The sequence below is a fragment of the uncultured Senegalimassilia sp. genome (assembly GCF_934632265.1).
GTDB lineage: Bacteria > Actinomycetota > Coriobacteriia > Coriobacteriales > Eggerthellaceae > Senegalimassilia.
Genome location: NZ_CAKTYH010000013.1, coordinates 1 through 23161 on the forward strand (window position 1 = coordinate 1; position 23161 = coordinate 23161).

Sequence of the window (23161 nt, forward strand, 5' to 3'; positions counted from 1 at the left end):
TGCGGCTTGCTCGTTCTCTCGCGTTTTGGAGCACGGGTATCTGGATATGCCGGGCTTGGATTCCCGCTGCGCAATGGCGGCGAACCGGCTTGAGAGGGCCCTTTCCATGCAACGCATGGAGTGCGAGCGCGCGCATGCTCGCAAGCTGCGCTCCCGCGCATCGTTCGAGAGCACGCATCCCGATGCGTTTCGCAAAGTGGCATGGGGGACGGCGATGCCCGCGACGCCGGCGCCGCCTCGCCTTACCGTGAACCTGTTCGGTCGCTTGGAGGTGAAGGTGGGCGACGCGATGGTCGAATCGGGGCATCTTTCGCGGCAGAAGGTCCGTTCCCTGCTCGCCCTGCTCGTGCTCAACCGCGGGCGCGACGTATCGCGCGATCGCCTGGCCGCGCAGCTCTGGCCCGAGTCGAGCGCGTCGTGCCGGCGAAAGAACTTCTATGCTGCCTGGTCGCAGCTGCGCTCGGCGCTTTCCACGCCCGAGGGCGATTGCCCTTACCTTGTCAGGCATCAAAACGGCGTGTGCATCGAGGCTCGGTTGCTGGCAAGCGACGTCCTCGAGCTCGAGGAGGTGTGCCGCGCGCTGTTATTCAACCGCCCGGGGCGCGGCGGATGGGGGCACCTGTTCGCGCGGGTCGAGGATTCGTTCGCCGACGAGCTCCTGCCGGGCGACGATGGCTGCGATGTCATCGACGGGCTTCGCGTGGATTGCAAGAATCGCCTGGTTGATGCCCTGGTGGCCGCATCGGGGAAGCTGCTTGACTCGGGCGATCCCCGCGAGAGCCTGTGGTTCGCCCGGGCGGCGCTTTCCCGCGATGACTCGCGCGAGGACGTGTACGTGGCGCTTATGCGTGCGCAGATTGCCTCGCTTCAGCGCACCGCGGCGCTGCAAACCTATTTCGCCTGTCGACGGTATCTTGTCGACGACCTGGGCATCGACCCGTCGGCCGAGACCATGCGCCTGTACCGTTCCATCATCGAGGTGGAGGAGCAGGTGTAGGGTGCTGGGCGCTGCAAGGGCGTGCGGGGGTTGCAGCCTATGCGCTCTTGCGACGCGGGGGCGCTGGCGGAGCCTTTCCGGGACGCGTCCTGGATGTCGCGCGGTGGGCGATGCCCATATCGCTTCAACGCAAACCCCGCGATAAGCTGCACGGTGCTGCGAAGAAGCTGTGCAAGTCGGTTAATGGAACCTAGCTGATTTGAGGATATGCTACAGTTAACTGATTAAACGAACCCGCGCCGGCGAACACGGTCGGCGCTGAAAGGAATGGCGCTCATATGGCAGGTTTCCTCTCCAAGCTGCTCACGTTCGGCGAAGGCAAGCAGCTGAAGAACTACCAGGCCCTGGCCGACAAGATCGGCGGCCTCGAGCCCGAGATGCAGGCAAAATCCGACGAGCAGCTGCGCGCGTTCACCGACGAGCTGCGCGGCCGCGTGCAGGCTGGCGCCTCCACAGCCGATGTGCTCCCCGAGGCGTTCGCGGCGGTGCGCGAGGCGTCGGTGCGAACGCTGGGCATGCGCCACTTCGACGTCCAGCTCATCGGCGGCATGGCCCTCAACGACGGTCAGATCGCCGAGATGCGCACGGGCGAGGGCAAGACGCTCGTGTCCACGCTCGCCGGTTACCTGAACGCCCTTGGCGGGCAGAACGTGCACATCGTCACGGTCAACGATTACCTGGCTCGCCGCGACAGCCAGTGGATGGGACAGGTGTACGAGTTTCTGGGCATGAGCGTGGGCCTTATCCAGAACGGCATGCGCCCCGAGGCCAAGAAGCTTGCCTACCAGGCCGATGTCACCTACGGCACCAACTCCGAGTTCGGCTTCGACTACCTGCGCGACAACATGGTCACGCGTGCCGATGCCCGCGTGCAGCGCGGCCATCATTTCGCCATCGTCGACGAGGTCGACTCCATCCTCATCGACGAGGCCCGCACGCCGCTGATCATCTCCGGCGCCGGCACGCGCGCCGCCGACACGTACAACAAGTTCGCCCGCGTCATGCCCGCCTTGAAGCTTGACGAGGACTTCGAGATGGACGAGGCGAAAAAGACCATCAACGCCACCGAGTCCGGCCTTACCAAGATCGAGACCATGCTCGGCATCGACGACATCTACGCCGACCCCTCCGGCCAGCTGCCCAATCACCTGCAGCAGGCCCTTAAGGCGCAGTTTTTGTTCCACCGCGACGTCGACTACGTGGTCGTCAACGGCGAGGTGAAGATCGTCGACGAGTTCACCGGCCGCATCATGGAAGGCCGCCGCTACTCCGAGGGCCTGCATCAGGCGCTCGAAGCGAAAGAGCACGTGCAGGTGCGCGAGGAGAACCAGACGCTTGCCACCATCACGCTGCAGAACTACTTCCGCCTCTACGACAAGCTCTCGGGCATGACGGGCACGGCTATGACCGAGGACGCCGAGTTCCGCCAGATCTACAAGCTGCCGGTCGTGGCCATCCCGCCGAACAAGCAGGTCAAGCGTATCGACGAGGACGACCTGATCTATCGCACCGTCGATGCGAAGTTCCATGCCGTCGCCGACGACGTGGCGGTTCGCCATCAGGCCGGCCAGCCTTGCCTTATCGGCACGGTGTCCATCGAAAGCTCCGAGAAGCTCTCGCGCCTGCTCGACAAGCGCGGCATCAAGCACGAGACCCTCAACGCGAAAAACCATGAGCGCGAGGCCCATATCATCGCGCAGGCCGGTCGCGTCGGCGCCGTCACCATCGCCACGAACATGGCGGGTCGCGGTACCGACATCCTGCTCGGCGGCAACCCCGACGTGCTCGCCGATGACGTGCTGCTCGAGCGCGGCCTCAACCCCGACCTTGAGCCCGGCATGCAGCCCGCCGATGAAGGCGGCCTGCCGGCTCCTACGCAGGGCCAGCGCAAAGAGGCGCTCGATATCGCGCGCGCAACGTGCAAAGCAGAGCAGAAGCGTGTGCTGGAGGCAGGCGGCTTGTGCGTCATCGGCACCGAGCGCCACGAGAGCCGACGCATCGACAACCAGCTGCGCGGTCGTGCCGGCCGTCAGGGTGATCCGGGCACCACGCAGTTCTACCTGTCGCTTGAAGACGACCTCATGCGCCTTTTCGGCGGCTCGCGCATGGACAAGATCGGCGCCATGATGGAGAAGACCAACATGCCCGATGACATGCCCATCCAGGCTTCCATGGTCTCCAAGGCCATCGAATCGGCCCAGCGCCAGGTCGAGAGCATGCACTTCGCAGCGCGTAAGAACGTCCTGGAGTACGACGATGTCATGAACCTGCAGCGCAAGGCCATCTATGAGGAGCGCAACGCCATCCTGGACGGCAAGGACATGAAGGGCCGCATCCCCGAGATCGTGGCCGACGCCGTGGAGGCCGTGGTGGAGGAGAACTGCCCCGAGAAGCTGCCCAGCGACGACTGGGATTGCAAGGCGGTCGATCTGTGGGCGGCGTCCATGACGGGCCTTAACGACTTCCATGTGGCCGAGGTCGACCACGATGACGACCCCGCGCAGGTGTGCGAGGCCCTTGAGGCATATCTCGACGGTGTGGTGGCGCAGAAGACGTCGGAGCTTGGCGAGCCGATCATGCGCATGCTGGAATCCCAGGTCATGCTTCGCATCATCGATCGCAGGTGGATGGCGCATCTGCAGGATATGGACTACCTGAAAACCGGCATCGGCCTGCGTGCGTTCGGTCAGCGCGACCCGTTGGTGGAGTACAAGAACGAGGCCTACCGCGCCTTCAGCAACCTGACGCACTCCATGTACGAGGAGTACCTGCGCACGCTGCTGCGACTGCAGGTGGCGGCATCCGCTGCTCCGCAGATGCCCTCCGAGCCCAACCCGCTCGAGGGCCGCGTGAGCTATTCCAACCCCGAGCAGGCGCTCGGTCAGACGGGCGTGGGCCACGCCGTCGCCCAGCAGCAGGCGGCCCAGCGCGCCCAGCAGGCGGCGGGGTCTGCCCCCAAGCCCGCGCCGGCGAAGCCGCAGACCTACGTCAAGGACAAGGACGATCCGTTCGCCAACGTGGGCCGCAACGACCCTTGCCCGTGCGGGAGCGGCCTGAAGTTCAAGAAGTGCCACGGCAAGGATAGGTAGCCCGAAGCGGCGTCTCCGAAGGCGCGAAGAAACTATGCACTCCAACGCCCCGCACGCAAGCGCGGGGCGTTTTGCTGGTAGTATGGAATAACTATGGCAGATAAAGAACTGAAAGATATCGAGCAGGTTGCCCAGCGCGTCGCCGATGCGCACGGCTTTCTGCATATCGATGATAAAACCGCCCAGCTCACGGCCCTTGATGCGCAGATCGCGCAAGCGGGCTTTTGGGACGATGCACAGCACGCTCAAACCGTGTCGAAGCAGGCAAGCTCCCTGCGCGATATCATCGATGCGTACAACGCAGCCGTCTCGTTGCTTGATGACGCGCGCGCCGCGCACGAGCTGGCAGGGGAGGACCCCCTGTTCGCCGAGGAGGTGCAGCAAACCTTGGAGGCGCTCGACGATAAGCTCGACGCCCTTGAGGTGGAAAGCTGGTTCTCCGGGCGTTTCGACGACGGCGACTGCATCCTTACCGTCAGCCCAGGCCAGGGCGGCCTTGAGGCGCAGGACTGGACCGAGATGCTGTACAACATGTACAGCCGTTACGCGGATTCGAAGGGTTGGAAGGTCAAGGTCCTCGACCTGGTCCCCGGTGCGGAGGCGGTCGGCCTGAACAAGGCAACCCTGCAGATCGAGGGGCGTTTGGCGTACGGCATGCTTCGCAGCGAGAACGGCGTGCACCGCCTGGTGCGCATCAGCCCCACCGACGTCAAGCAGCGCCGCCACACCACGTTCGCTGCCGTCGAGGTGCTTCCCGTGCTCCCCGACGATATCGAGGTCAACCTCGATATGAACGATGTGCGCGTGGACGTGTACCGCTCCAGCGGGCCGGGCGGGCAGTGCGTCAACACCACCGACTCCGCCGTTCGCTTGACGCACCTGCCCACGGGCATCGTGGTCACGTGCCAAAACGAGAAGTCGCAGCTGCAGAACAAGGATGCCGCCATCCGCGTGCTGAAATCCAAGCTCTACGAGATCGAGCAGCAGAAGCGCCGAGACCAGATCGACGAGCTGCGCGGCGAGCGCATGGAGAACAGCTTCGGCAGCCAGATCCGCAACTACGTGCTCTTCCCGTACCAGCTGGTCAAGGACGTGCGCAGCGGCGTGGAAACCGGCAACGTGGACGCAGTCCTGGATGGCGACATCGACCAGTTCGTGGTGGGCTACCACAAGTGGCGCGTGTCGCAGGAATAGCCCCTATGGCGCCTGCGGGCGCCCGATGCCCGTTCGGGCATCGCCTCCTTGCCGGCGTTGCGCGTCTGCAAGGAGCTGTCATGATATGGCGATAGCGGGATGCGGGCAGCCGTGTTCCCTGTTGATAGTGAAAGCGTCAAAACGACGAAAGGACAAGCAATGACCGAGCTTGAGCAGCGGGCATGCGATATGCGCATCGATATCGTGCGCATGATCGCCGAGGCGGGAAGCGGACATCCCGGCGGCTCGCTTTCGTGCACCGACATCCTCACCGCGCTGTATTTCGGCGGCGTGATGGATCATGATCCGGAGCAGCCGAAATGGGAGGACCGCGACCGGTTCATCCTGGCGAAGGGCCATGCGGCGCCCGCCCTGTACGCGGCGCTCGCGCATGCCGGCTACTTCCCGCGCGAGGAGCTCAAGACGCTGCGCAAGCTGGGCACGCGTCTGCAGGGTCATCCCGACTGCAACCTGTGCCCGGGCGTCGAGGTTTCCACCGGCTCGCTCGGCCAGGGCCTGTCCATCGCCGCCGGCGCTGCTGCCGGCCTGAAGCTGGCGGGCAAGCCGCAGCGCGTGTTCTGCCTGCTCGGCGACGGCGAGTGCGAGGAGGGCCAGGTGTGGGAGGCCGCCATGTGGGCCGCCCATGAGAACCTGGACAACCTGGTTGCCATCGTCGACCGCAACCACCTGCAGATCGACGGCGACACCGCCGACGTGTGCGATCCCGGCGACATGTGCGCCAAGTTCTCCGCGTTCGGCTGGGAGGCCAGCCAGGTGGACGGCCACGACATCGATGCGCTCATCGAGGCTCTGAACGCCGCCGAGCGCGCCGCTGACGGTCGCCCGCATGTCCTGGTGGCCAACACCATCAAGGGCCGCGGCGTGTCGTTCATGGAAAACCAGGCAGGCTGGCACGGCAAGGCGCCCAATGCCGAGCAGACCGAGCAGGCGGTGGCCGAGCTCGAGGCCGCACGTAAGGAGGCATAAGCGATGGTTACGCTTGCAAATGCAGAACAGTCCCAGGTCAAGCGCGCCACGCGCGCGGCATATGGCGTCACGCTGGCAGAGCTCGCCGGCGAGGGCATGCCCATCGTCGCCGTCGACGCCGACCTGACCGGGTCCACCACCACGGCCAAGTTCGCGAAGGCCGGCTACGCCGACCGTCTGTTCAACTGCGGCATCGCCGAGCAGAACATGATCGACGTGGCCGCAGGTCTGGCAACCACCGGCAACATCGCGTTCACCGGCAGCTTCGCCGTGTTCGGCACCGGCCGCGCCTACGACCAGATCCGCAACACCGTGTGCTATTCCGACCTGAACGTCAAGATCGCCCCTACGCATGCCGGCGTGTCCGTGGGTCCCGACGGCGGCAGCCACCAGATGCTCGAGGACATCTCGCTTATGGCGGGCCTTCCGCATATGCGCGTGCTCGTGCCGGCCGATTATGCGGCCGCCGTTGCCGCCATCCGCCTGGCCGCCGAAACGCCAGGTCCGGTGTATGTGCGCATGGGCCGCGCCAGCGTGCCGGCCGTGTACGCCGACGGCGTCGAGCTTGAGCTCGGCCGCGCCTACACGCTGCGCGAGGGCTCCGATGTCACCATCGTTGCCTGCGGCGTAGAGGTCGAGCAGGCCCTGGCCGCCGCCGACGAGCTTGCCGCCGAGGGCGTGTCCGCCGAGGTCATCGACGCGTTCTCCGTCAAGCCCCTCGATCGCGCAACCATCGTCGCCTCCGCTCGCAAGACCGGTCGCGTGGTCGTCGCCGAGGAGCACAGCATCCACGGCGGCCTGGGCACGGCCGTGTCGCGCGCGCTTGCCGAGGAGTGCCCGGTCCCCATGCGCTTCGTGGGCATGGACGACCGTTTCGGCAAATCCGGCGAGTTCGAGGAGCTTATGGCGTACTTCGGCCTGGATTCCAAGGCGATTGTCAAAGCTGTGAAAAGCCTCACGCTCAAGTAGGGCATCTGATAGAATCGTCTTCGTCTCAGTACATCACTATATGAATGGAGCAAACTGTGACGAACGACATGAGCCATGCGGCTCCCGTGCGCCCGCAAAGGCGCGCAGGCGCCCATGCTGCGCCGCCGCGGCAGGTGACATCCCAGCTGTCCGCGTCGCTTCCCACGCTTGAGATCGAAGATACTCCGCAGCAGTCGGGTACGCCCGTCATCACGTTCGACCACGTGACCAAGGTGTACCCGGCTCAGCCTAACAAGCCGGCCCTCAACGATGTCTCCCTGCAGATCTTCGCAGGCGAGTTCGTGTTCTTGGTCGGTCATTCCGGTTCCGGCAAAACCACCTTCATCCGCATGCTCATCCGCGAGGTCAAGCCCACGCAGGGCCACATCTACATCGCCGATGAGGATCTTGCGAACATGCGCAACTGGCGCGTGCCCTATCTGCGCCGCAACATCGGCTGCGTTTTCCAGGACTTCAAGCTGCTGCCGAACAAAACCGTGTTCGAGAACGTCGCGTTCGCGCTCGAGGTAATCGGCAAGTCCCGCCACGTCATCAAGACGCAGGTGCCCGAGGTGCTGCGTCTGGTCGGCCTGCAGGACAAGCTCAACAAGCGCCCCGATCAGCTTTCCGGCGGCGAGCAGCAGCGCGTGTCCATCGCACGCGCCATCGTGAACCGTCCTCCCATCCTCATCTGCGACGAGCCCACGGGCAACCTTGACCCGCAAACCTCCCGCGGCATCATGGACCTGCTCGAGCGCATCAACCGCACCGGCACCACGGTGGTCGTGGCAACCCATGATCGCGAGATGGTGGACAACATGCGTCGCCGCGTCATCGCGCTCGATCGCGGCAACCTGACGCGCGATCAAGATCGAGGGGTGTACGGTTTCGATGTCTAGTTTCTTCTATTTCCTCAAAGAGTCGCTGACCGGCTTCACGCGCAACCTTTCCACTGCGCTCGGCTCCATCGTCACCATCTTCCTGTCGTTGCTCATCATCGGCATCTTCTTGGTGGGCGGTTCGGTGGTCAACAACGTGGTGAAGTCCGTGGAGCAAGAGGTCAACATCACGGTTTGGATCTCCGACAGCGCCTCCAGCTCCGATGTGCAGTCGCTGCAATCCGAGATCAAGTCCATGTCGTCGGTCGCCAACGTCAGCTACACCGATAAGGAGCAGGCGCTTGAGAATTTCAAGGCGTCCTCCAGCTCCGACATCGCCGAGTCGCTTGATGGGCAGAACCCGCTGCCGGCTTCCATCGATGTCGAGCTGTCCGACCCGAAGATGGTCGAGGATGTTGCCGCCCAGATCGAGGCCAACAAAACGTTCCAGAAGATCTGCGACAACCCCTCCGACCCCTCTGATTCGCTGCGTTACGGCGAGAAGACGGTCGACCGCCTGTTCCAGCTGACCAGCTATGTGCGCGTCATCGGCGTGGCCTTGGTGGGCTTGCTCATCTTCATCGCGTTGGTGTTCATCAACAACACCATCCGCTTGGCTATTCTGGCCCGTCGCAAGGAGATCGCCATCATGCGCTTGGTCGGCGCCTCCAACGGGTTCATCCGCGGGCCCTTCCTGATGGAGGGCGCGCTGCACGCCATCGTCGGCGCCGCGCTTGCCATCGGCACCTTGGAGGTCCTGCGCAATGTGGCCATGCCTAAGCTGCAGGAAGCCCTCACGTGGCTGCCTATCGACCTTTCCGCTGGCACGTTCGCTATGTTCTATGTGATGCTTGCGGTGTTCGGTCTGGTCATCGGCTTGATCGGCTCGGCTTTCGCCATGCGCCGTTATCTGAAGGTGTAGCGCTTGAGGAGCATGCATGCCAAGGCATACCGATAAACTTGCCAACATGGCGGCGTCCGCGCGAAAGGCGCGGGCCCGCAACATAAAGCTGGCGAAGCTGTTCAGCTTGATCATCGTCGTAGCCGCCGCATTTGTCGGCGGCTTCGCCGTTCGCGGAGATGTGGATCTGCTCGATGCGCTGGGCCTCACGCAGCTCACGGGCACCCAGGACGCGAAGGCGAAGGCCGCGCAAACCCAGCAAACCTACAACTCATTGGCTGCTCGCGTGGGCGAGGTGGAAGGCATCGTCAACAAGGACAGCCTTGATTCCTACGACCTGGACACCGCAACCACCAAGATGTTGGATGCGTTCGCCGTGTCTACGCAGGACCCGTATCTGCGCTATTACGACGCAAGCCGCTTCGCCGCCACGTCCTCCGATGCCTCCGATAACGGCGGCGGCATCGGCGTGCTGTTCAACGAGTACAACGGCAGCGCCTATGCGGTCGACGTGTTCGAGGGGTCGCCGGCGCAGATGGCCGATGTCCAACCTAACGATGTCGTGGTATCCATCGACGGCGACCGCAGCCATGCGTGGACCGCTTCCGAGGTGACTCAGGCGCTCAAGCGCGATCAAGGATCTCAGGTCGTCATCACCTGGAGGCGCGCCTCCTCCCTCGACGACACCAAGGGCACCGAGTTCACCACCACGCTCACCGTTACCGATCAAACGGTCAAAAACGTCACCACCGAGCTTACCAACAACGTCGGTTACATCCAGCTGAAGCAGATCACGCAAAATTCCGCGCAGCTGGTGCGTCAGGCTATCGTCGACCTTGACTCGCGAGGCGCCCAATCGTATGTCTTGGATCTGCGCGACAATCCCGGCGGCTACCTTACGCAAGCCGTGGACATCTCCAGCTACTTCATCAAGAGCGGCACCATCGTGCGCATCACCACGAAAAGCTCGGACGAGACCACGAAAAACGCCACGGGTGATGTGCTCACCGACAAGCCGCTGGTGGTGCTGGTCAACGGCAACACTTCCTCTTCGGCTGAGGTGATCGCCGCGTCGTTGAAGGACAACGAGCGCGCTACCATCGTGGGCACCACCACGCTTGGCAAGGGGTCGGTGCAGGTTACCCATGAGCTCACGTTCGGCGGCGCATTGCGCTACACCGCCGCGTACTACAAGAGCCCCCTTGATCATGATATCGACGGGCTCGGCATCAACCCCGACATCTCCATCGGGCTTTCCGGCGATGACGACAATCAAAAATCGTTTGCCATGGAAACCGCCCAGTCCATGGTGCGTGAGTAGATGGGTCGCACTCGCAAGCATACGCGGCGCCGACCGCGGCCCAATCCCAACGGCGTGCTGGTGGTCCACGCGGGGTCGTTCGGCTTCGTTAGGACGGCCGAAGGGGAGTACTTCATCCCGGAATCGAAGATGGCAGGGGCCTTCGACGGCGACTTGGTGGAAGTCGCCCCGCTTCCCGCGCGCGGCGACCGGGGCGCCTCGCACGCAGATCGCCCGGCGGCGCGCGTTTTGCGCGTCATCGATCGCGCGCACGATACCGTCATCGGGCGCTACGAGGTTGCCGAGCCTTTCGGCGTGGTTGTCCCCGAGGATCGCAACATCCCCTACGACATCTTCACCATGCGCGCCGATTCCCCCGATATCCCTGATGGGGCCCTGGTGCGCGTTCGCATGACGGCGTACCCTTCGCGCCACGAGGCGGCGTGCGGCGTCATCGAGGAAGTTCTGGGCATGGCCGATGAAGCCACCGTCTCCGTCGAGTCCATCATCGCTCGCGCCAAGCTTGAGACGGTGTTCTCGGAAGGCGCCCTGGCGCAAGCGGAAGCGGCCGTCCTCGATGAGGTGGGCGCCCTTGCGGCAGGATATCGCGACATTCGCGACCGCGTGGTGTTCACCATCGACCCGGCTGATGCCCGGGACTTCGACGACGCTCTTTCCCTTGAGCCGGCAGAGGACTTCCGCAAGCACGGCGCCGTGTGGCGTCTGGGCGTCCACATCGCCGATGTGTCGCATTACGTGGAATGGAACAGCTCGCTTGACCTTGATGCGCGCCGCCGGGCCACCAGCGTTTACTTGGTCGATCGCGTCATCCCCATGCTGCCCGAGCAGCTTTCCAACGGGTTGTGCTCGCTCAATCCCGGCGAAACCCGCAGGTGCATGACGTGCGATGTGTACCTTGACGAAGGCTGGAAGCCTGTCGGCTACGACCTGTACCCGGCCCTCATGCGCTCATGCGCCCGTCTTACATACGGACAGGTGCTTGATGCGCTGCAAGGTGCGCCGCTCGGCGCTTCCGGCACGCTCGACGGTTTGAACGGCTGCCAGGAAGGGCAGGACATCGATGATGCCATCATGCAGCGCGTCCGAAACCTGAGCGAATTCGCCCAGGCGCGCATCGCGCGCAGACAGGCCGCCGGCGGCCTTGATTTCGAGTTCCCCGAGGCTCGCGTGATTCTCGATGGGTCCGGCAAGCCGTGCGGGGTGGACCTTCGCGTCAAAAACCAGGCTACCAGCTTGGTCGAAGAAGCCATGATCATGGCGAATGAGGTGGTGGCGGCGCATCTGCACGATCGCGATTTCCCTGCGTTGTACCGAGTGCACGAGAAACCTTCGCCCGACAGCCTTGCCGCATTGGTCCCCGTTCTCTCAGAGTTCAGCTGGTTCAACCGGATCAACCCCGAGCGTTTCGTGGCCGGCGACGCGCACGCCGTGCAGCAGGTGCTCTCGGAAAGCCAAGGGCGTCTCGAGGCCAATCTTGTGCAGGCCCTGGTGCTGCGCGCCATGAAGCGCGCGTGCTACAAGCCCGAATGCGAAGGGCATTACGGCTTGGCAAGCGCGGCTTATACGCATTTCACCAGCCCCATCCGCCGTTATCCCGACCTTGTGGTGCACCGTATGCTGTGCGCGCAGCTTACGCGACGCCCGCAGCGCATCGAGCAGGAGGTCGCTGCACTGCCTTGGATCGCAGAGCACTCCTCGGACATGGAGCGCGTTGCCGAGAAGGCGGCCCGCAAGTCGCAGGAGCTCAAGCTTGCCGAGTACATGGCCCGCTTCACGGGGCAGCGCTTCACGGCGGTGGTTTCCGGGGTTGCCTCGTACGGTATGTACGTGAAGCTCGACAATACCGCCGAGGGCCTGGTCGCAGCCAGGTATCTGGGCGGCGAGTACTTCGCCCTCGATGCGGCGGGGTGCATGCTGGTGGGTCAGGACAGCGGGCGGGTGTTTCGCCTGGGGCAGCGCGTGGACGTGGTCCTTGAGGCCGTCGATGCCCGTGCCGGCCGCCTTGACTTCCGCCTTGCTTGAACAAGTTCAAGTCACGGGTCGAAACGCTGCGCAAGTGAACTAAATATATCGCATAGTCCCACGTCACAGGCGTGGGACTATGCTTTTCAGACCGAAGAAAACGTGAACGGGATTCCGTTTGCCTTGAAAACCCTACCGCTTGCACTACCATTTTCAGGTACGCGATTCCCGCCTTTTAAGGCGTGTTCGAAGTTGTATCTCGTGAATAGGATCTATGCATATGAATACCCGCATCACCGAGCTTTTGGGCATTGAAGCGCCCATCATTCAAGGCGCCATGGCGCGTATCGCCGACGCAAGCTTGGCCGGCGCCGTAAGCGCGGCCGGCGGCTTGGGCATCATCGCCTGCGGCGGCGCCCCGCTTGAATGGGTCGAGCAGCAGGTTGCGGCCGCTCGCAAGATCACCGACAAGCCCATCGGCGCCAACGTCATGCTCATGGACCCCAACGCCGCCGAGCTTGCCCGTCTGCTTGTGGACCTGAAGATCGACGTCATCACCACTGGCGCCGGCAGCCCCGCCAACTACATGGAAATGTGGAAGGAAGCCGGGATCAAGGTCGTCCCCGTCGTCGCCACCACTGCGCTCGCCAAGCGCATGGAGCGCCTGGGCGCCGACGCCGTCGTGGCCGAGGGCACAGAAAGCGGCGGGCATGTGGGTGAGCTCGCCACCATGGCTTTGGTCCCGGCGGTATGCGACACCGTGTCCATCCCCGTCATCGCCGCCGGCGGCATCGCCGATGGGCGCGGTGTGGCTGCAGCGTTTGCGCTTGGCGCCGAGGGCGTGCAGATGGGCACGCGCTTCCTCACCGTCGAGGAGTGCACCGTTGCCGATGCGTATAAAGAGCGCGTTCTGGCTGCCAAGGACTCCGACACCATCGTCACGGGGCGCGGCAGCGGGCATCCCGTCCGTTGCCTGAAGAACAAGTTCTCCCGCAACGTGCGCAAGCTGGAGGCAGATCTGACCAAAAACGGCGACGAGCTCGAGGCCATGTACGTGGGCAGCCTGCGTCGCGCCGTCGAGGGCGATGTGGACAACGGCTCCATGATGGCAGGCCAGGTTGCCGCCCTTGTGCATGAGCGCAAAACCGCGCAAGAGGTCATCGACGAGCTGATGGCGCAGGCGCAGGCCGTCGGCGCTCGCAGCCTTCAGCAGGCCGCCGACGCCAACGCGGTGCGCGGGTAGGGGGCGGCTATGAACCCGGTATTCATGTTCTCGGGCCAAGGCGCCCAAAAGCCCGGCATGGGCGAGAGCCTGTTCGATGTTCCCGAGGTTAAGACGGTGCTCGATTGCGCTTCCGACGCGCTGGGCTACGACGTGGCGGATCTTATGGTCAACGCCTCCGCTGAAAAGCTCAACGACACCCGGTATGCGCAGCCGGCAACCTGCGCGCTGTCCGTGGGCATCGCGTCTGCCCTGCAGGCGCGCGGCGTGCAGCCCCGGGCCGTGCTCGGATTCTCGTTGGGGCAGGTCAGCGCCCTGGCAGTATCCGGTATGCTCACCTACGAGGAAACGTTTTCCTTCGTGGCCGTGCGCGCCCGCCTTATGGCGCAGGCCGCTGCCGAGCGGCCGGGCGTGATGAGCGCGCTGCTCAAGGCCGACGCCGAATCGGTCGCGCAGCTGTGCGAGGAATGCGCGCAGGGCCAGGTGCTCGTTCCTGCGAACTTCAATTGCCCGGGGCAGATCGTCATCTCGGGAGAGCCGGCCGCCGTCGAGCGGGCCGAATTCGCTTGGGAGGCGGCGGGCAAGCGGTACGCGCGCCTGGCAACCTCTGGCGCGTTCCATAGCCCGCTGATGCAGTCGGCCGCCGACGAGCTGGACGCGTATCTGGCGAAGGTCGAATTCAAGCAGCCGCAGGTCCCGCTTATCTGCAACACCGATGCGCAGCCGCTGTCCGCTGAGACGGCGCGCCGCCATCTGGTCGACCATCTGACCCATCCGGTGCGCTTCGAGCAAAGCGTGCAGGCCCTCGCCGATCAGGGCGTTTCCGTGTTCGCCGAGGTCGGCTTCGGCGGGGTGCTGTCGAACCTGGTCAAACGCATCGACCGCAAGGCGGCCCGCCCCTGCATCCAGGATGCGGCATCCTTCGATGCCTTCGTTTCCGAATACGCTGAGGACAAGGAATAGCACATGAGCGAATCCCAAGACACCATCCGCCGCGCGGCGCTTGTCACCGGCAGCTCGCGCGGCATCGGCCTTGCCGTTGCCGAGCAGCTGGCGGCTTCCGGCTTCAACGTGGCCCTGAACTGCTCCGGCGAGGCGGGCCTTCCCGCGCTGCGCGAGCAGGCTGGCCGCATCGCTTCCGAGCACGGCGTGCAGGTTGAGGCCATCGCGGCAAGCGTGGCCGACGAGGCTGAGGCGAACGCCTTGGTCGAGCAGGCGCACGAGGCTTTCGGTCGTTTGGATGCCGTGGTCAACAACGCCGGCATCACGCGCGACGGCCTTATGGTGCGCATGAAAGACGACGACTTCGATCGCGTCATCGACGTGAACCTGAAGGGCACGTTCCACATTTGCCGCGCCGCCGGCAAGATCATGATGAAGCAGCGCTACGGGCGCATCGTGAACATGTCGAGCATCTCGGGCGTCGGCGGCAACGCCGGCCAGGCGAATTACGCGGCGTCGAAGGCCGGCGTCATAGGCTTGACGAAGACCATCGCCCGCGAGCTTGCCGCCCGCGGGGTCACGGCGAACGCCGTCGCCCCCGGCTTCATCTCCACCGACATGACCGACGCGCTGTCCGAGAAGCAGCGCGAGGCCATCGGCGAGCAGATCCCCATGAAGCGCTTCGGCACGGTGGACGACGTCGCCCATCTGGTGGGCTTTTTGGCAAGCGAGGAATCCGGCTACATTACCGGGCAGGTCATCTGCATCGATGGAGGTTTGGCACTATGAGTCAGGTAATCGATACGTCCGCAACGCGCCGTCCCGACGGAACCCACCGCGTGGTCATCACCGGCATGGGCGCGGTCACGCCTGCAGGCGTGGGCGTGGATGCGCTGTGGGATGCCGTGATGGGCAAGCGTTGCTGCATTGATGCCATTTCGCATTTCGATCACGAAGGGTTCGATGTGCATGTGGCGGGCGAGGTGCGCGATTTCGACCCCACCGAGCACGGGCTGTCAAAGAAGGAGGCGCGCCGCTTCGAGCGCTTCGTCCAGTATGCCATCGTGGCCGCCGACGAGGCCATGGCCCAGTCCGGCATCAATATGGAGCAGGAGGATCCCACGCGCGCGGCCGTCATCTTCGGTGCGGGCATCGGCGGCATCGACGAGCTGGAGAACGGCTTCTACACGCTGCACGATAAGGGCCCCAAGCGCGTGAGTCCGCTGTTCGTTCCCACTATGATCGGCAATATCGCGGCCGGCCATCTTGCCATCCGCTACGGCATGCGCGGCGAATGCATCGACGTGACCACCGCTTGCGCCACGGGCGCCCACAACATCGGCGCCGCCGTGCGCTCCATCCGCCACGGCTACGCCGATATGGCGCTTGCGGGCGGCTCGGAGGAGTCGGTCAACCCCATCTGCATCGCCGGTTTCTCCAACTTGGGCGCGCTTGCCAAGGTCGACGATCCCACGCAGGCCTCGCTGCCCTTCGATGAGCGTCGCTGCGGCTTCGTGGCGGGCGAAGGCGCCGGTGCTGTGGTGCTCGAGTCCCTCGAACATGCCCTGGCGCGCGGTGCGAAGCCCCTGGCCGAGATCACCGGCTTCGGCTCCACGGGCGATGCCTACCATATGACCGCCCCCGAGCCTTCGGGCGAGGGCATCCAGCGCGCTATGCGTCAGGCGCTCTCCGAAGGCGGCTTCACGCCCGCCGACCTGGGCCACGTCAACGCTCATGGCACGGCCACGCCGGCCAACGATTCCACCGAGTCGCATGCGCTGCTTGCGCTGTGCGGCGATCAGGCGGGTCGTGAGGTGCCGGTGGTGTCCGTGAAGGGCACGACGGGCCACACGCTCGGTGCCGCCGGCGCGGTCGAGGCCATCGTCACGGCGCTTTCAGTCGCCAACGAGTGCGTGCCGCCTACCACCGGTTTCGCGCAGCCCGACCCCGATTGCCCCGTCAATGTGCTCACCGAGGCGAAGACGGGCTATCCGCAGAAGGTCGCGCTGTCCAACTCGCTCGGCTTCGGCGGCCACAACGCCGTGCTCGCCATCTCGCCCTGCTAAGGCGCGGCGACGCAACCCCTCCCGTTCCGTGGGCGCTCCGGCGCCCCTTTCGAAGGACCTAGCCATGGAAACCATCCAATACCCCTGCGGCCGTGACGTCATCGAGCGCGTGCTGCCGCACCGCGACCCGTTCGTGTGGGTCAGCCGCGTGCTTGCATGCGAACCCGGGTGCAGCATCACCGCCGAGCTCGACGTCGATCCCGAGTTGCCCCTGTTCGCCGGCCATTTCCCCGGGCATCCGGTGTTGCCGGGCGTCATCATCATGGAGGCGCTTGCGCAAACCGCTTCGTTTTGCGCGCTCGTCGGCCGTGACGAGCCGGGCGTGCTCGGCTTTTTCGCCGGCATCGACAAGGCGAAGTTCCGCCATCAGGTGCAGCCCGGCGACGTGCTCACGCTGAAGGCGGACATCGTGAAGAACTCCTCGCGCATGGTCGTCGCCGAGGTTCAGGCGCTCGTCGGCGATCAGGTGGCGGCCACGGCCACGCAGAAATACGTCATGGCCAAGGGCGCGTAGGGGTTTTCGAAGGGTTTGACATGAAGCTATTCAAGCAGGACTACATCTCGTTCGACGGTTCCGGCTCGTTCGTCACCGTCTCCGACAAAGCGTGTGACAACGTCGCCGCCGATGCCGATGTCGCATATCGCCTTTCGCGTATCGCCGAAGAGGAGCGCGAACGCATGACCGCCGACCGAACCGCCCCTAACGCGGTCGATGCCGCGGACATGTCGGCGTATACCGGGGTCGCCTCGCAGCGCGCCCAGGCTCCCCTCGGTTCGCAGACGGGCGAGTCCGCCGGGCTGCCGTTTGCGCCGGTGGCCCTTGTGGTGGCGCGCGGCAAGGCCGCAAAGCGCACCATCATGGCGGTGCAGGATGCAGGTATGGTGGCCTGCGTCACCTGCACCGACGACAAGCGCGCTGATGCGGGCCTGCGTTCGGCGGACGCACAGGTCAGCCTTGGTGAGAAGCACCTTGATGCGCTGTATTCCAACGGCTATGCCGTGCTGAAGGCTGCCGAGGAAGCGGATGCCCAGGTCATTTTGCTGACCGAGGATGCCCAAGCGCTGTCGGGCGTGGATACGTTCCTGGCTCGCGCGGCTGCTGCCGGTCGTCGCGTGTTCACGCAGCTGGGCGATTCGCCTCAGCTCGGGTGGGTGCTGTGCACCACCGACAAGACCGACGAGGTATGCGGCGCGTGGCGTACCTGCAAGCATTGCAAGCTCACCTTCGACGGCGCCAGCCTGGCGGCGGGGCATTACGTGTGCCCCTCGTGCGGCGGGTACCTGCGTATGACCTCCGACGAGCGCATCGACGACCTGCTCGATGCCGGCACGTTCCAGGAGTGGGACCGCGTCATCGAGCAAACCGACCCGCTGGGTTTCCCGGGCTACCTTGACAAGCTTGAGGCCCAGCGTGGGAAAACCGGGCTTGAGGAGGGCGTGCGCACCGGCCAGGGCTCCATCGCCGGCCTGAAGTGCGCCATCGGCATCATGGAGTCCACGTTCTTCATGGGGTCCATGGGCAGCGTGGTGGGGGAGAAGGTCACGCGTCTGTTCGAGCGCGCCACCGCCGAGCATCTGCCGGTGATCATCTTCACCGCATCGGGCGGCGCGCGCATGCAGGAGGGCCTCGTCTCGCTCATGCAGATGGCGAAGACCTCGTGCGCCATCGAGCGTCATGCTGCGGCGCATCTGCCGTATGTCTCGGTGATCACCGACCCGACCACCGGCGGCGTGACGGCGTCGTTCGCCATGGACGGCGACATCATCTTGGCCGAGCCCAACGCGCTCATCGGCTTCGCCGGGCAGCGCGTCATCCGCGATACCATCCGCCAAGAGCTGCCCGAGGGCTTCCAAACCGCCGAATTCGCGCTCGAGCACGGCTTGATCGACGCCATCGTCGAGCGTCAGGACCTGCGTGCAACGCTCGCGCATATCCTGGCTATGCACCTGTCCACCGCCGGCCAGGCCACCGGCAGCGCCCATAACGCCGGCGATCACGATGTGCTCGTCAGCTACCGTGCGGTTTGCGACAACTTGGAAAACGGCACGGCAACGTACAACACCGTCACGTACGCCGACCTGCGTCCCGAGCCCATGAGCGTCGAGGAGCGTGCCGTATGGGAGAAGCTGCGCGCGGCCATCCCCACGTCGCTTATCCCCGAGAGCCTGCGCACGGGCGCATCCCGTCGCGTCGAGCGCGCCATCGCCGCCGGTACCTTCGATGCCGAGGCAGGCACGTCGCTGGAAGTGGGAGCAACCTCCGCCATCGCCGACGCCTCGCTCGATGAGCAGGAAAACCGCGCATGGCAAAGCGTGCAGCTGGCCCGCAACGTGCACAGGCCCACGGCCATCTCCTATATCCGCAGCTTCGTCGACGGCTTCGTCGAGCTGCACGGCGATCGCGGCTTCGCCGACGATGCGGCCATCGTCGGCGGCATCGGCTGGATCGGCGGGCGCGCGGTCACCGTCATCGGGCAGGAGAAGGGCGAGAACCTCAAAGAACGCATCCGCCGCAACTTCGGATGCCCGCAGCCCGAGGGCTATCGCAAGGCGCTGCGCCTTATGCGCCAGGCCGAGAAGTTCCGCCGTCCTATCGTGTGCCTGGTCGACACCCAGGGCGCGTATTGCGGCACCGAGGCCGAGGAGCGCGGGCAGGGCAACGCCATCGCCGACAACCTGGTTGCCATGGCGGGTTTGAAGGTCCCTGTGGTCACCGTGCTTCTGGGCGAAGGTGGATCGGGCGGCGCCTTGGCGCTCGCCGTCGCCAACAGGGTTGCCATGCAGGAGCACGCGGTGTATTCCGTGCTCTCGCCTGAGGGCTTCGCCTCCATCCTGTGGAAGGACAGGACCCGCGCCCCCGAGGCGGCGGCCGTCATGAAGATGAGCGCGCACGAATCCTTGGAGCTCGGCATCATCGACGCCGTGGTCCCCGAGGGCCCGGCGCCGGCGCATGAGAATCCCCTGGTAGCGCAGCGAAACGTGCGCGACTATGTGCAAGCGGCGCTCGACGAGCTGTGCGGCATGAGCGAACAGGAGCTGCTCTCCCAGCGCTACGACCGCTTCCGCAAGTTCTAAACCGCGCGCGATCGCACGCTGGGTATAAACAAGTTAAAGGGCCGGGTTTCGAACCTCAATCCGCCGCCGAACCGAAAACGAAGGTTCGGCGGCGGGCGCGGCAAGAAACCCGGCCCTTCTTTGCGCTTGGGAAGTGGTTACCCTTCCAGCAGGTCCATCAGCTCATCGGCGCTTAAGCTGGCAAGCGAGATGCCGCTCGAGCCGATCACCTGATCGGCCAGCTTGCTCTTCTCTTCCTGCAGGCGCAGGATGCGCTCCTCGATGGTGCCCTTCGCGATGACCTTCTGCACGCTCACCACGCGCGTCTGCCCGATGCGGTGCGCGCGGTCGGTGGCCTGCTGTTGCGCGGCGGCGTTCCACCAGGGGTCGGCGTGGATGACCACGCTTGCGCCCGTCAGGTTCAAGCCTGTGCCGCCGGCCTTCAGCGACACCAGGAACACGGGGACGTCGTTTTCGTTGAACTCGTTCACCAGCTCCACGCGCTCTTTCTTCGGCGTTTTGCCCGTGATGGTGTAGAAAGAGATGCCCGCTTCTTCGAGCCGCTTCGCGATCAGGTCCAAGAAGCTGGTGAACTGGCTGAAGATGAGCGTCTTCTCGCCGCCTTCCATGGCGCTTGCCACCAATTCCATGATGGTGTCGAGCTTCGCGCCGTGCCCGCGGTAATCCTCGAACAGCAGGCGCGGATCGCAGCACAGCTGGCGCAGCTGCATGAGCTCGGCAAGCACCTCCACGCTGGAAACGTGCTCACTCGCATCCCGTTTCGCCTGGCGCTGCTTGCGTTCGCGGCGCTGCCGGGTCAGCTCCTCGCGCAGGCGCTGCTCGTGGGCGTGATAGAGCTTGAGCTGCTGGCCCTCCATGGGAGCGTACACCACGCTTTCCAGCTTGTCGGGCAGGTCGGTGAGCACATCGGCTTTACGGCGCCTGAGCATAAACGGTCCCACGACGGCGCTCAGGCGGGCGGCCACATCTTCCTCGCCGCCCACGATGGGCAGCTCGAAGCGTTCACGGAAGCGTGCATATGGCCCCAAAAGTCCCGGCATCAAGAAGTCGAAGATGCTCCACAGCTCCGACAGGCGGTTTTCCATCGGCGTGCCCGTCAGCGCGAATCTGTGCCGCGCCGAAAGGCGTTTTACCGCGCGGGTGGTCAGCGTTGCGGGGTTCTTGATGTATTGGGCCTCGTCGAGGGCGCAGATGAACAGCTCTCGTCCGGCGTAATCGGCCGAATCGATGCGCGCCAGGTCGTAGGAGGTGATGAGGACGTCGACCGGTGCAGGTTGGTCACCGGTTGCGTTCGCCGAGTTCACGTTTGCGGCCGCATCGCCGTCTTGCAAGGCTGCATCCCTTGCGTTGGCGCCCATGTTGCACGAAGCCGTTTTCGCGTCGGCAGGTGACGCTGCCGCATCGCCTTCCCGTCCGGAAACCAGGTTCGCGTCATAGGTCGCGAACGCGTGGCCGCGGATCACCTTGCGCTCGGCGGCGCTGCCCACCACGGCGGCCACGTTCAAACCGGGTGCAAAGCGCTCGAACTCCGCCATCCAGTTATATACCAGCGAAGAGGGGCACACGATCAGGCTCGGGCCGACCTCGCGCGCCTGGTCGGCGCGGGCCACGAGCAAGCTGATGAGCTGCACCGATTTGCCCAGGCCCATCTCGTCGGCAAGCACCCCGCCGAACCCCGCATCCAGGCGCGCGGACAACCAGCGCAGGCCTTCCGCCTGGTAGGGGCGCAGCGTTGCGTTCAGGGCTTCGGGCACCTGGTAGACCCGCTCGTCGATCGCGCGGAAATCGCTCAGGTATTGCGTGAAGCTGCGGTCGCGGTCAAGGTCGGCCTCCTCGTCAAGGTAGAACGCGCGGAACGAGGGCAACTCCACCGTGCCCGTGGCAAGCTCCTTTTGCGTAATGCCCAAGTCGGACGCCAGGCGGTCAAGCTGGGCGAGCTCGAAATCGGAAAGGTCCACGAACGCGCCGTCGCGCAGGCGATGGTAACGTTTCTTCTTCCGGTAGCTTCCCAGCATGGCGGCAAGCTCGTCGGGGCCCAGGTCGCCGGCGTCGACGGTAAGATTGATCAAGTTCCCCGATAGCGAAACGCCCATGCTCAGGTGCGGTTTGCCCTCCTTGATCAGACGGTCGAACGCCGGTGTGGTATACACTTCGCCGGCTTCGCGCAGCTGGCCCAGGCCGGTGAAGATAAGATTGGCAACCCCTTCCTCGTTGCTCATGGGGATGCGTGTCTGGCCTGCTCCGAAGTAGCGTTCCACCAGCGCCTTCGCCTTGCCTTCGGCGCGCACGTCGCGCAACGGGGAAGGGCCCGAGGTGCTCTTCTCGTCGTTCTGATCGGCTGGCACGGTTCCGCAGAGCGTGAAGCGGCGCGGCCCGTAAGCGGCTTGGGCGCCGATGGTCACGTTCTTGCCGTTCTTATCCAGGAAAAACGCCAGCTTGCATTCCACAGGGCGCCAAGCCGAAAGCTCGGAAGGGGCGCTCAGGTGCAGGTTCTCCTCGATAACGGGCAGGGCTGCCGCGCAGAACAGGGGCATGTCGGCATCTGCCACGAACAGGTTGCGCTCGTCGCTGTCGTAAACCGTGCGCAGGAAGTCGGAGCAGCGCGCGAACGCCGGCGAGCAGCGGTGCACGACATCGTCGCCGCACCATATATACAGGCGCCCGGCCTGCTCGGCCATGCGGATATGCTCTCCGCGCTCGATGCTCCAGCCGCCGGCCTCTGTCGGCGACATTGCAAGCGAGATATCCGGGTCGCTATGCTCGATATGCACGCGCTGCACGGTGGGCGTTGCGTAGTCCGCGCCCGTGATGCTGAACTCGGCGCCGTCAAGCAGCCCGAACAGCTCCACGGCCTCGGCCTCGGAAAGCTGCAGGGTGCGCCCGACCGACGCGCTTTGACGGCGAAGCCATACAGGAGCATCGTCTGCGGCTTCGCGCATGGAGCAGGACCGTTCGATGAACTGGGCCATTCCGCGCGAGCGCTGCTCGAACAGGGCGGGGGCGTGCGTGAATGCCAGCTTTTTGCCGTATGCGAAGCGGGCGCCGGAGCGCATGCGGTCGGCGAATTCCGAAAGCGATTTCACCACATACGGCGTTCCCGAAGGCCCGCTGATGCGGAAAGAGGCGGACCACAGGCCGTATCCATATGACAGCTCGGCGTGCAAAACCACGCTTTCGGGGGGCGTGTCGTCGGCTTGCAGCTCCTCGGTGCGCTTCATGAATTCCGTGATGCATGAAGAGGATTGCGCCGTGCGCTGCGCCTGATAGCCCATGAAGGTCTCAGGGCGCCGTGAGAACGTCAACGCCAGCGCCACGCAGTGCTTGCACATGCCGGCATATTCGCGAAACGCCGGGCATGTGCAAGAGTAGTCCAGCACCTCGTCGGCTTCCTCGTCGATGATCACCGAGGTGCGGTAGCGATCGTCCCAGCCGCTGCTCGATGCCACGAATGCGCTGACCACCGACTCCTCGGCGTCGTAGCGCACCTGCTTGGTGAGGATGTTCCTGTCCGATGACGCGATGGCGCGCCCTCTCGTCATGGAGCGTTGGTTGCATTGG

16 protein-coding genes are annotated in these 23161 nt (G+C 64.7%); 15 read left to right on the forward strand and 1 reads right to left on the reverse strand.

Translation table 11 applies throughout. From position 1 onward, the window contains the following. The 15 genes from Q0H50_RS02065 to Q0H50_RS02135 form a co-directional block, all read left to right on the forward strand. A partial coding sequence (locus Q0H50_RS02065; protein WP_294418873.1) for a BTAD domain-containing putative transcriptional regulator occupies positions 1-997 on the forward strand: 997 nt, incomplete at its 5' end. A 278-nt stretch (positions 998-1275) separates the two neighbouring features. Further along, on the forward strand, positions 1276-4086 hold the full coding sequence (gene secA, locus Q0H50_RS02070) for a preprotein translocase subunit SecA (protein WP_294418874.1): 2811 nt from the start codon (positions 1276-1278) through the stop codon (positions 4084-4086). Positions 4087-4179: 93 nt separating this feature from the next. Beyond that, on the forward strand, positions 4180-5280 hold the full coding sequence (prfB, locus tag Q0H50_RS02075; RefSeq protein ID WP_294418877.1) for a peptide chain release factor 2: 1101 nt from the start codon (positions 4180-4182) through the stop codon (positions 5278-5280). Positions 5281-5439: 159 nt separating this feature from the next. Continuing rightward, a complete protein-coding gene (locus tag Q0H50_RS02080) occupies positions 5440-6267 on the forward strand; it encodes a transketolase (protein WP_366936611.1) in 828 nt (275 codons plus the stop codon). Positions 6268-6270: 3 nt separating this feature from the next. Beyond that, positions 6271-7236: a transketolase C-terminal domain-containing protein gene (locus Q0H50_RS02085; protein ID WP_294418881.1), complete on the forward strand. Its 966-nt coding sequence runs from the start codon at positions 6271-6273 to the stop codon at positions 7234-7236. A 56-nt stretch (positions 7237-7292) separates the two neighbouring features. Beyond that, on the forward strand, positions 7293-8135 hold the full coding sequence (gene ftsE, locus Q0H50_RS02090; protein ID WP_042433871.1) for a cell division ATP-binding protein FtsE: 843 nt from the start codon (positions 7293-7295) through the stop codon (positions 8133-8135). Beyond that, positions 8128-9036, forward strand: a complete 909-nt coding sequence (gene ftsX, locus Q0H50_RS02095; protein ID WP_294418883.1) for a permease-like cell division protein FtsX — start codon at positions 8128-8130, stop codon at positions 9034-9036. Before ftsE ends, ftsX begins: the two co-directional genes overlap by 8 nt. Before the next feature lie 16 nt (positions 9037-9052). Continuing rightward, a complete protein-coding gene (locus Q0H50_RS02100) occupies positions 9053-10336 on the forward strand; it encodes a S41 family peptidase (protein WP_294418884.1) in 1284 nt (427 codons plus the stop codon). Further along, on the forward strand, positions 10337-12358 hold the full coding sequence (gene rnr, locus Q0H50_RS02105; protein WP_294418886.1) for a ribonuclease R: 2022 nt from the start codon (positions 10337-10339) through the stop codon (positions 12356-12358). A gap of 220 nt (positions 12359-12578) precedes the next feature. Continuing rightward, on the forward strand, positions 12579-13541 hold the full coding sequence (locus Q0H50_RS02110) for a DUF561 domain-containing protein (RefSeq protein ID WP_294418888.1): 963 nt from the start codon (positions 12579-12581) through the stop codon (positions 13539-13541). Between the two features lie 9 nt (positions 13542-13550). Next, complete coding sequence (gene fabD, locus Q0H50_RS02115) at positions 13551-14483, forward strand: ACP S-malonyltransferase (RefSeq protein WP_294418890.1); 933 nt, start codon at positions 13551-13553, stop codon at positions 14481-14483. A gap of 3 nt (positions 14484-14486) precedes the next feature. Next, the gene (gene fabG / locus Q0H50_RS02120; RefSeq protein ID WP_294418891.1) at positions 14487-15251 is read left to right on the forward strand and encodes a 3-oxoacyl-[acyl-carrier-protein] reductase; all 765 of its coding nucleotides are present in this window, start codon (positions 14487-14489) and stop codon (positions 15249-15251) included. Continuing rightward, positions 15248-16528 carry a beta-ketoacyl-ACP synthase II gene (fabF, locus tag Q0H50_RS02125; protein ID WP_294418893.1) on the forward strand — a complete coding sequence of 427 codons (1281 nt, stop codon included), beginning with the start codon at positions 15248-15250 and terminating at the stop codon, positions 16526-16528. Before fabG ends, fabF begins: the two co-directional genes overlap by 4 nt. A gap of 64 nt (positions 16529-16592) precedes the next feature. Beyond that, complete coding sequence (gene fabZ, locus Q0H50_RS02130) at positions 16593-17042, forward strand: 3-hydroxyacyl-ACP dehydratase FabZ (RefSeq protein ID WP_294418895.1); 450 nt, start codon at positions 16593-16595, stop codon at positions 17040-17042. A 20-nt stretch (positions 17043-17062) separates the two neighbouring features. Then, the gene (locus Q0H50_RS02135; RefSeq protein WP_294418899.1) at positions 17063-19603 is read left to right on the forward strand and encodes an acetyl-CoA carboxylase carboxyltransferase subunit alpha; all 2541 of its coding nucleotides are present in this window, start codon (positions 17063-17065) and stop codon (positions 19601-19603) included. A gap of 137 nt (positions 19604-19740) precedes the next feature. Here the strand turns inward: Q0H50_RS02135 and Q0H50_RS02140 are convergent, their stop codons facing one another. Further along, a complete protein-coding gene (locus Q0H50_RS02140) occupies positions 19741-23142 on the reverse strand; it encodes a DEAD/DEAH box helicase (protein ID WP_294418900.1) in 3402 nt (1133 codons plus the stop codon). Between the last annotated feature and the right edge of the window lie 19 nt (positions 23143-23161).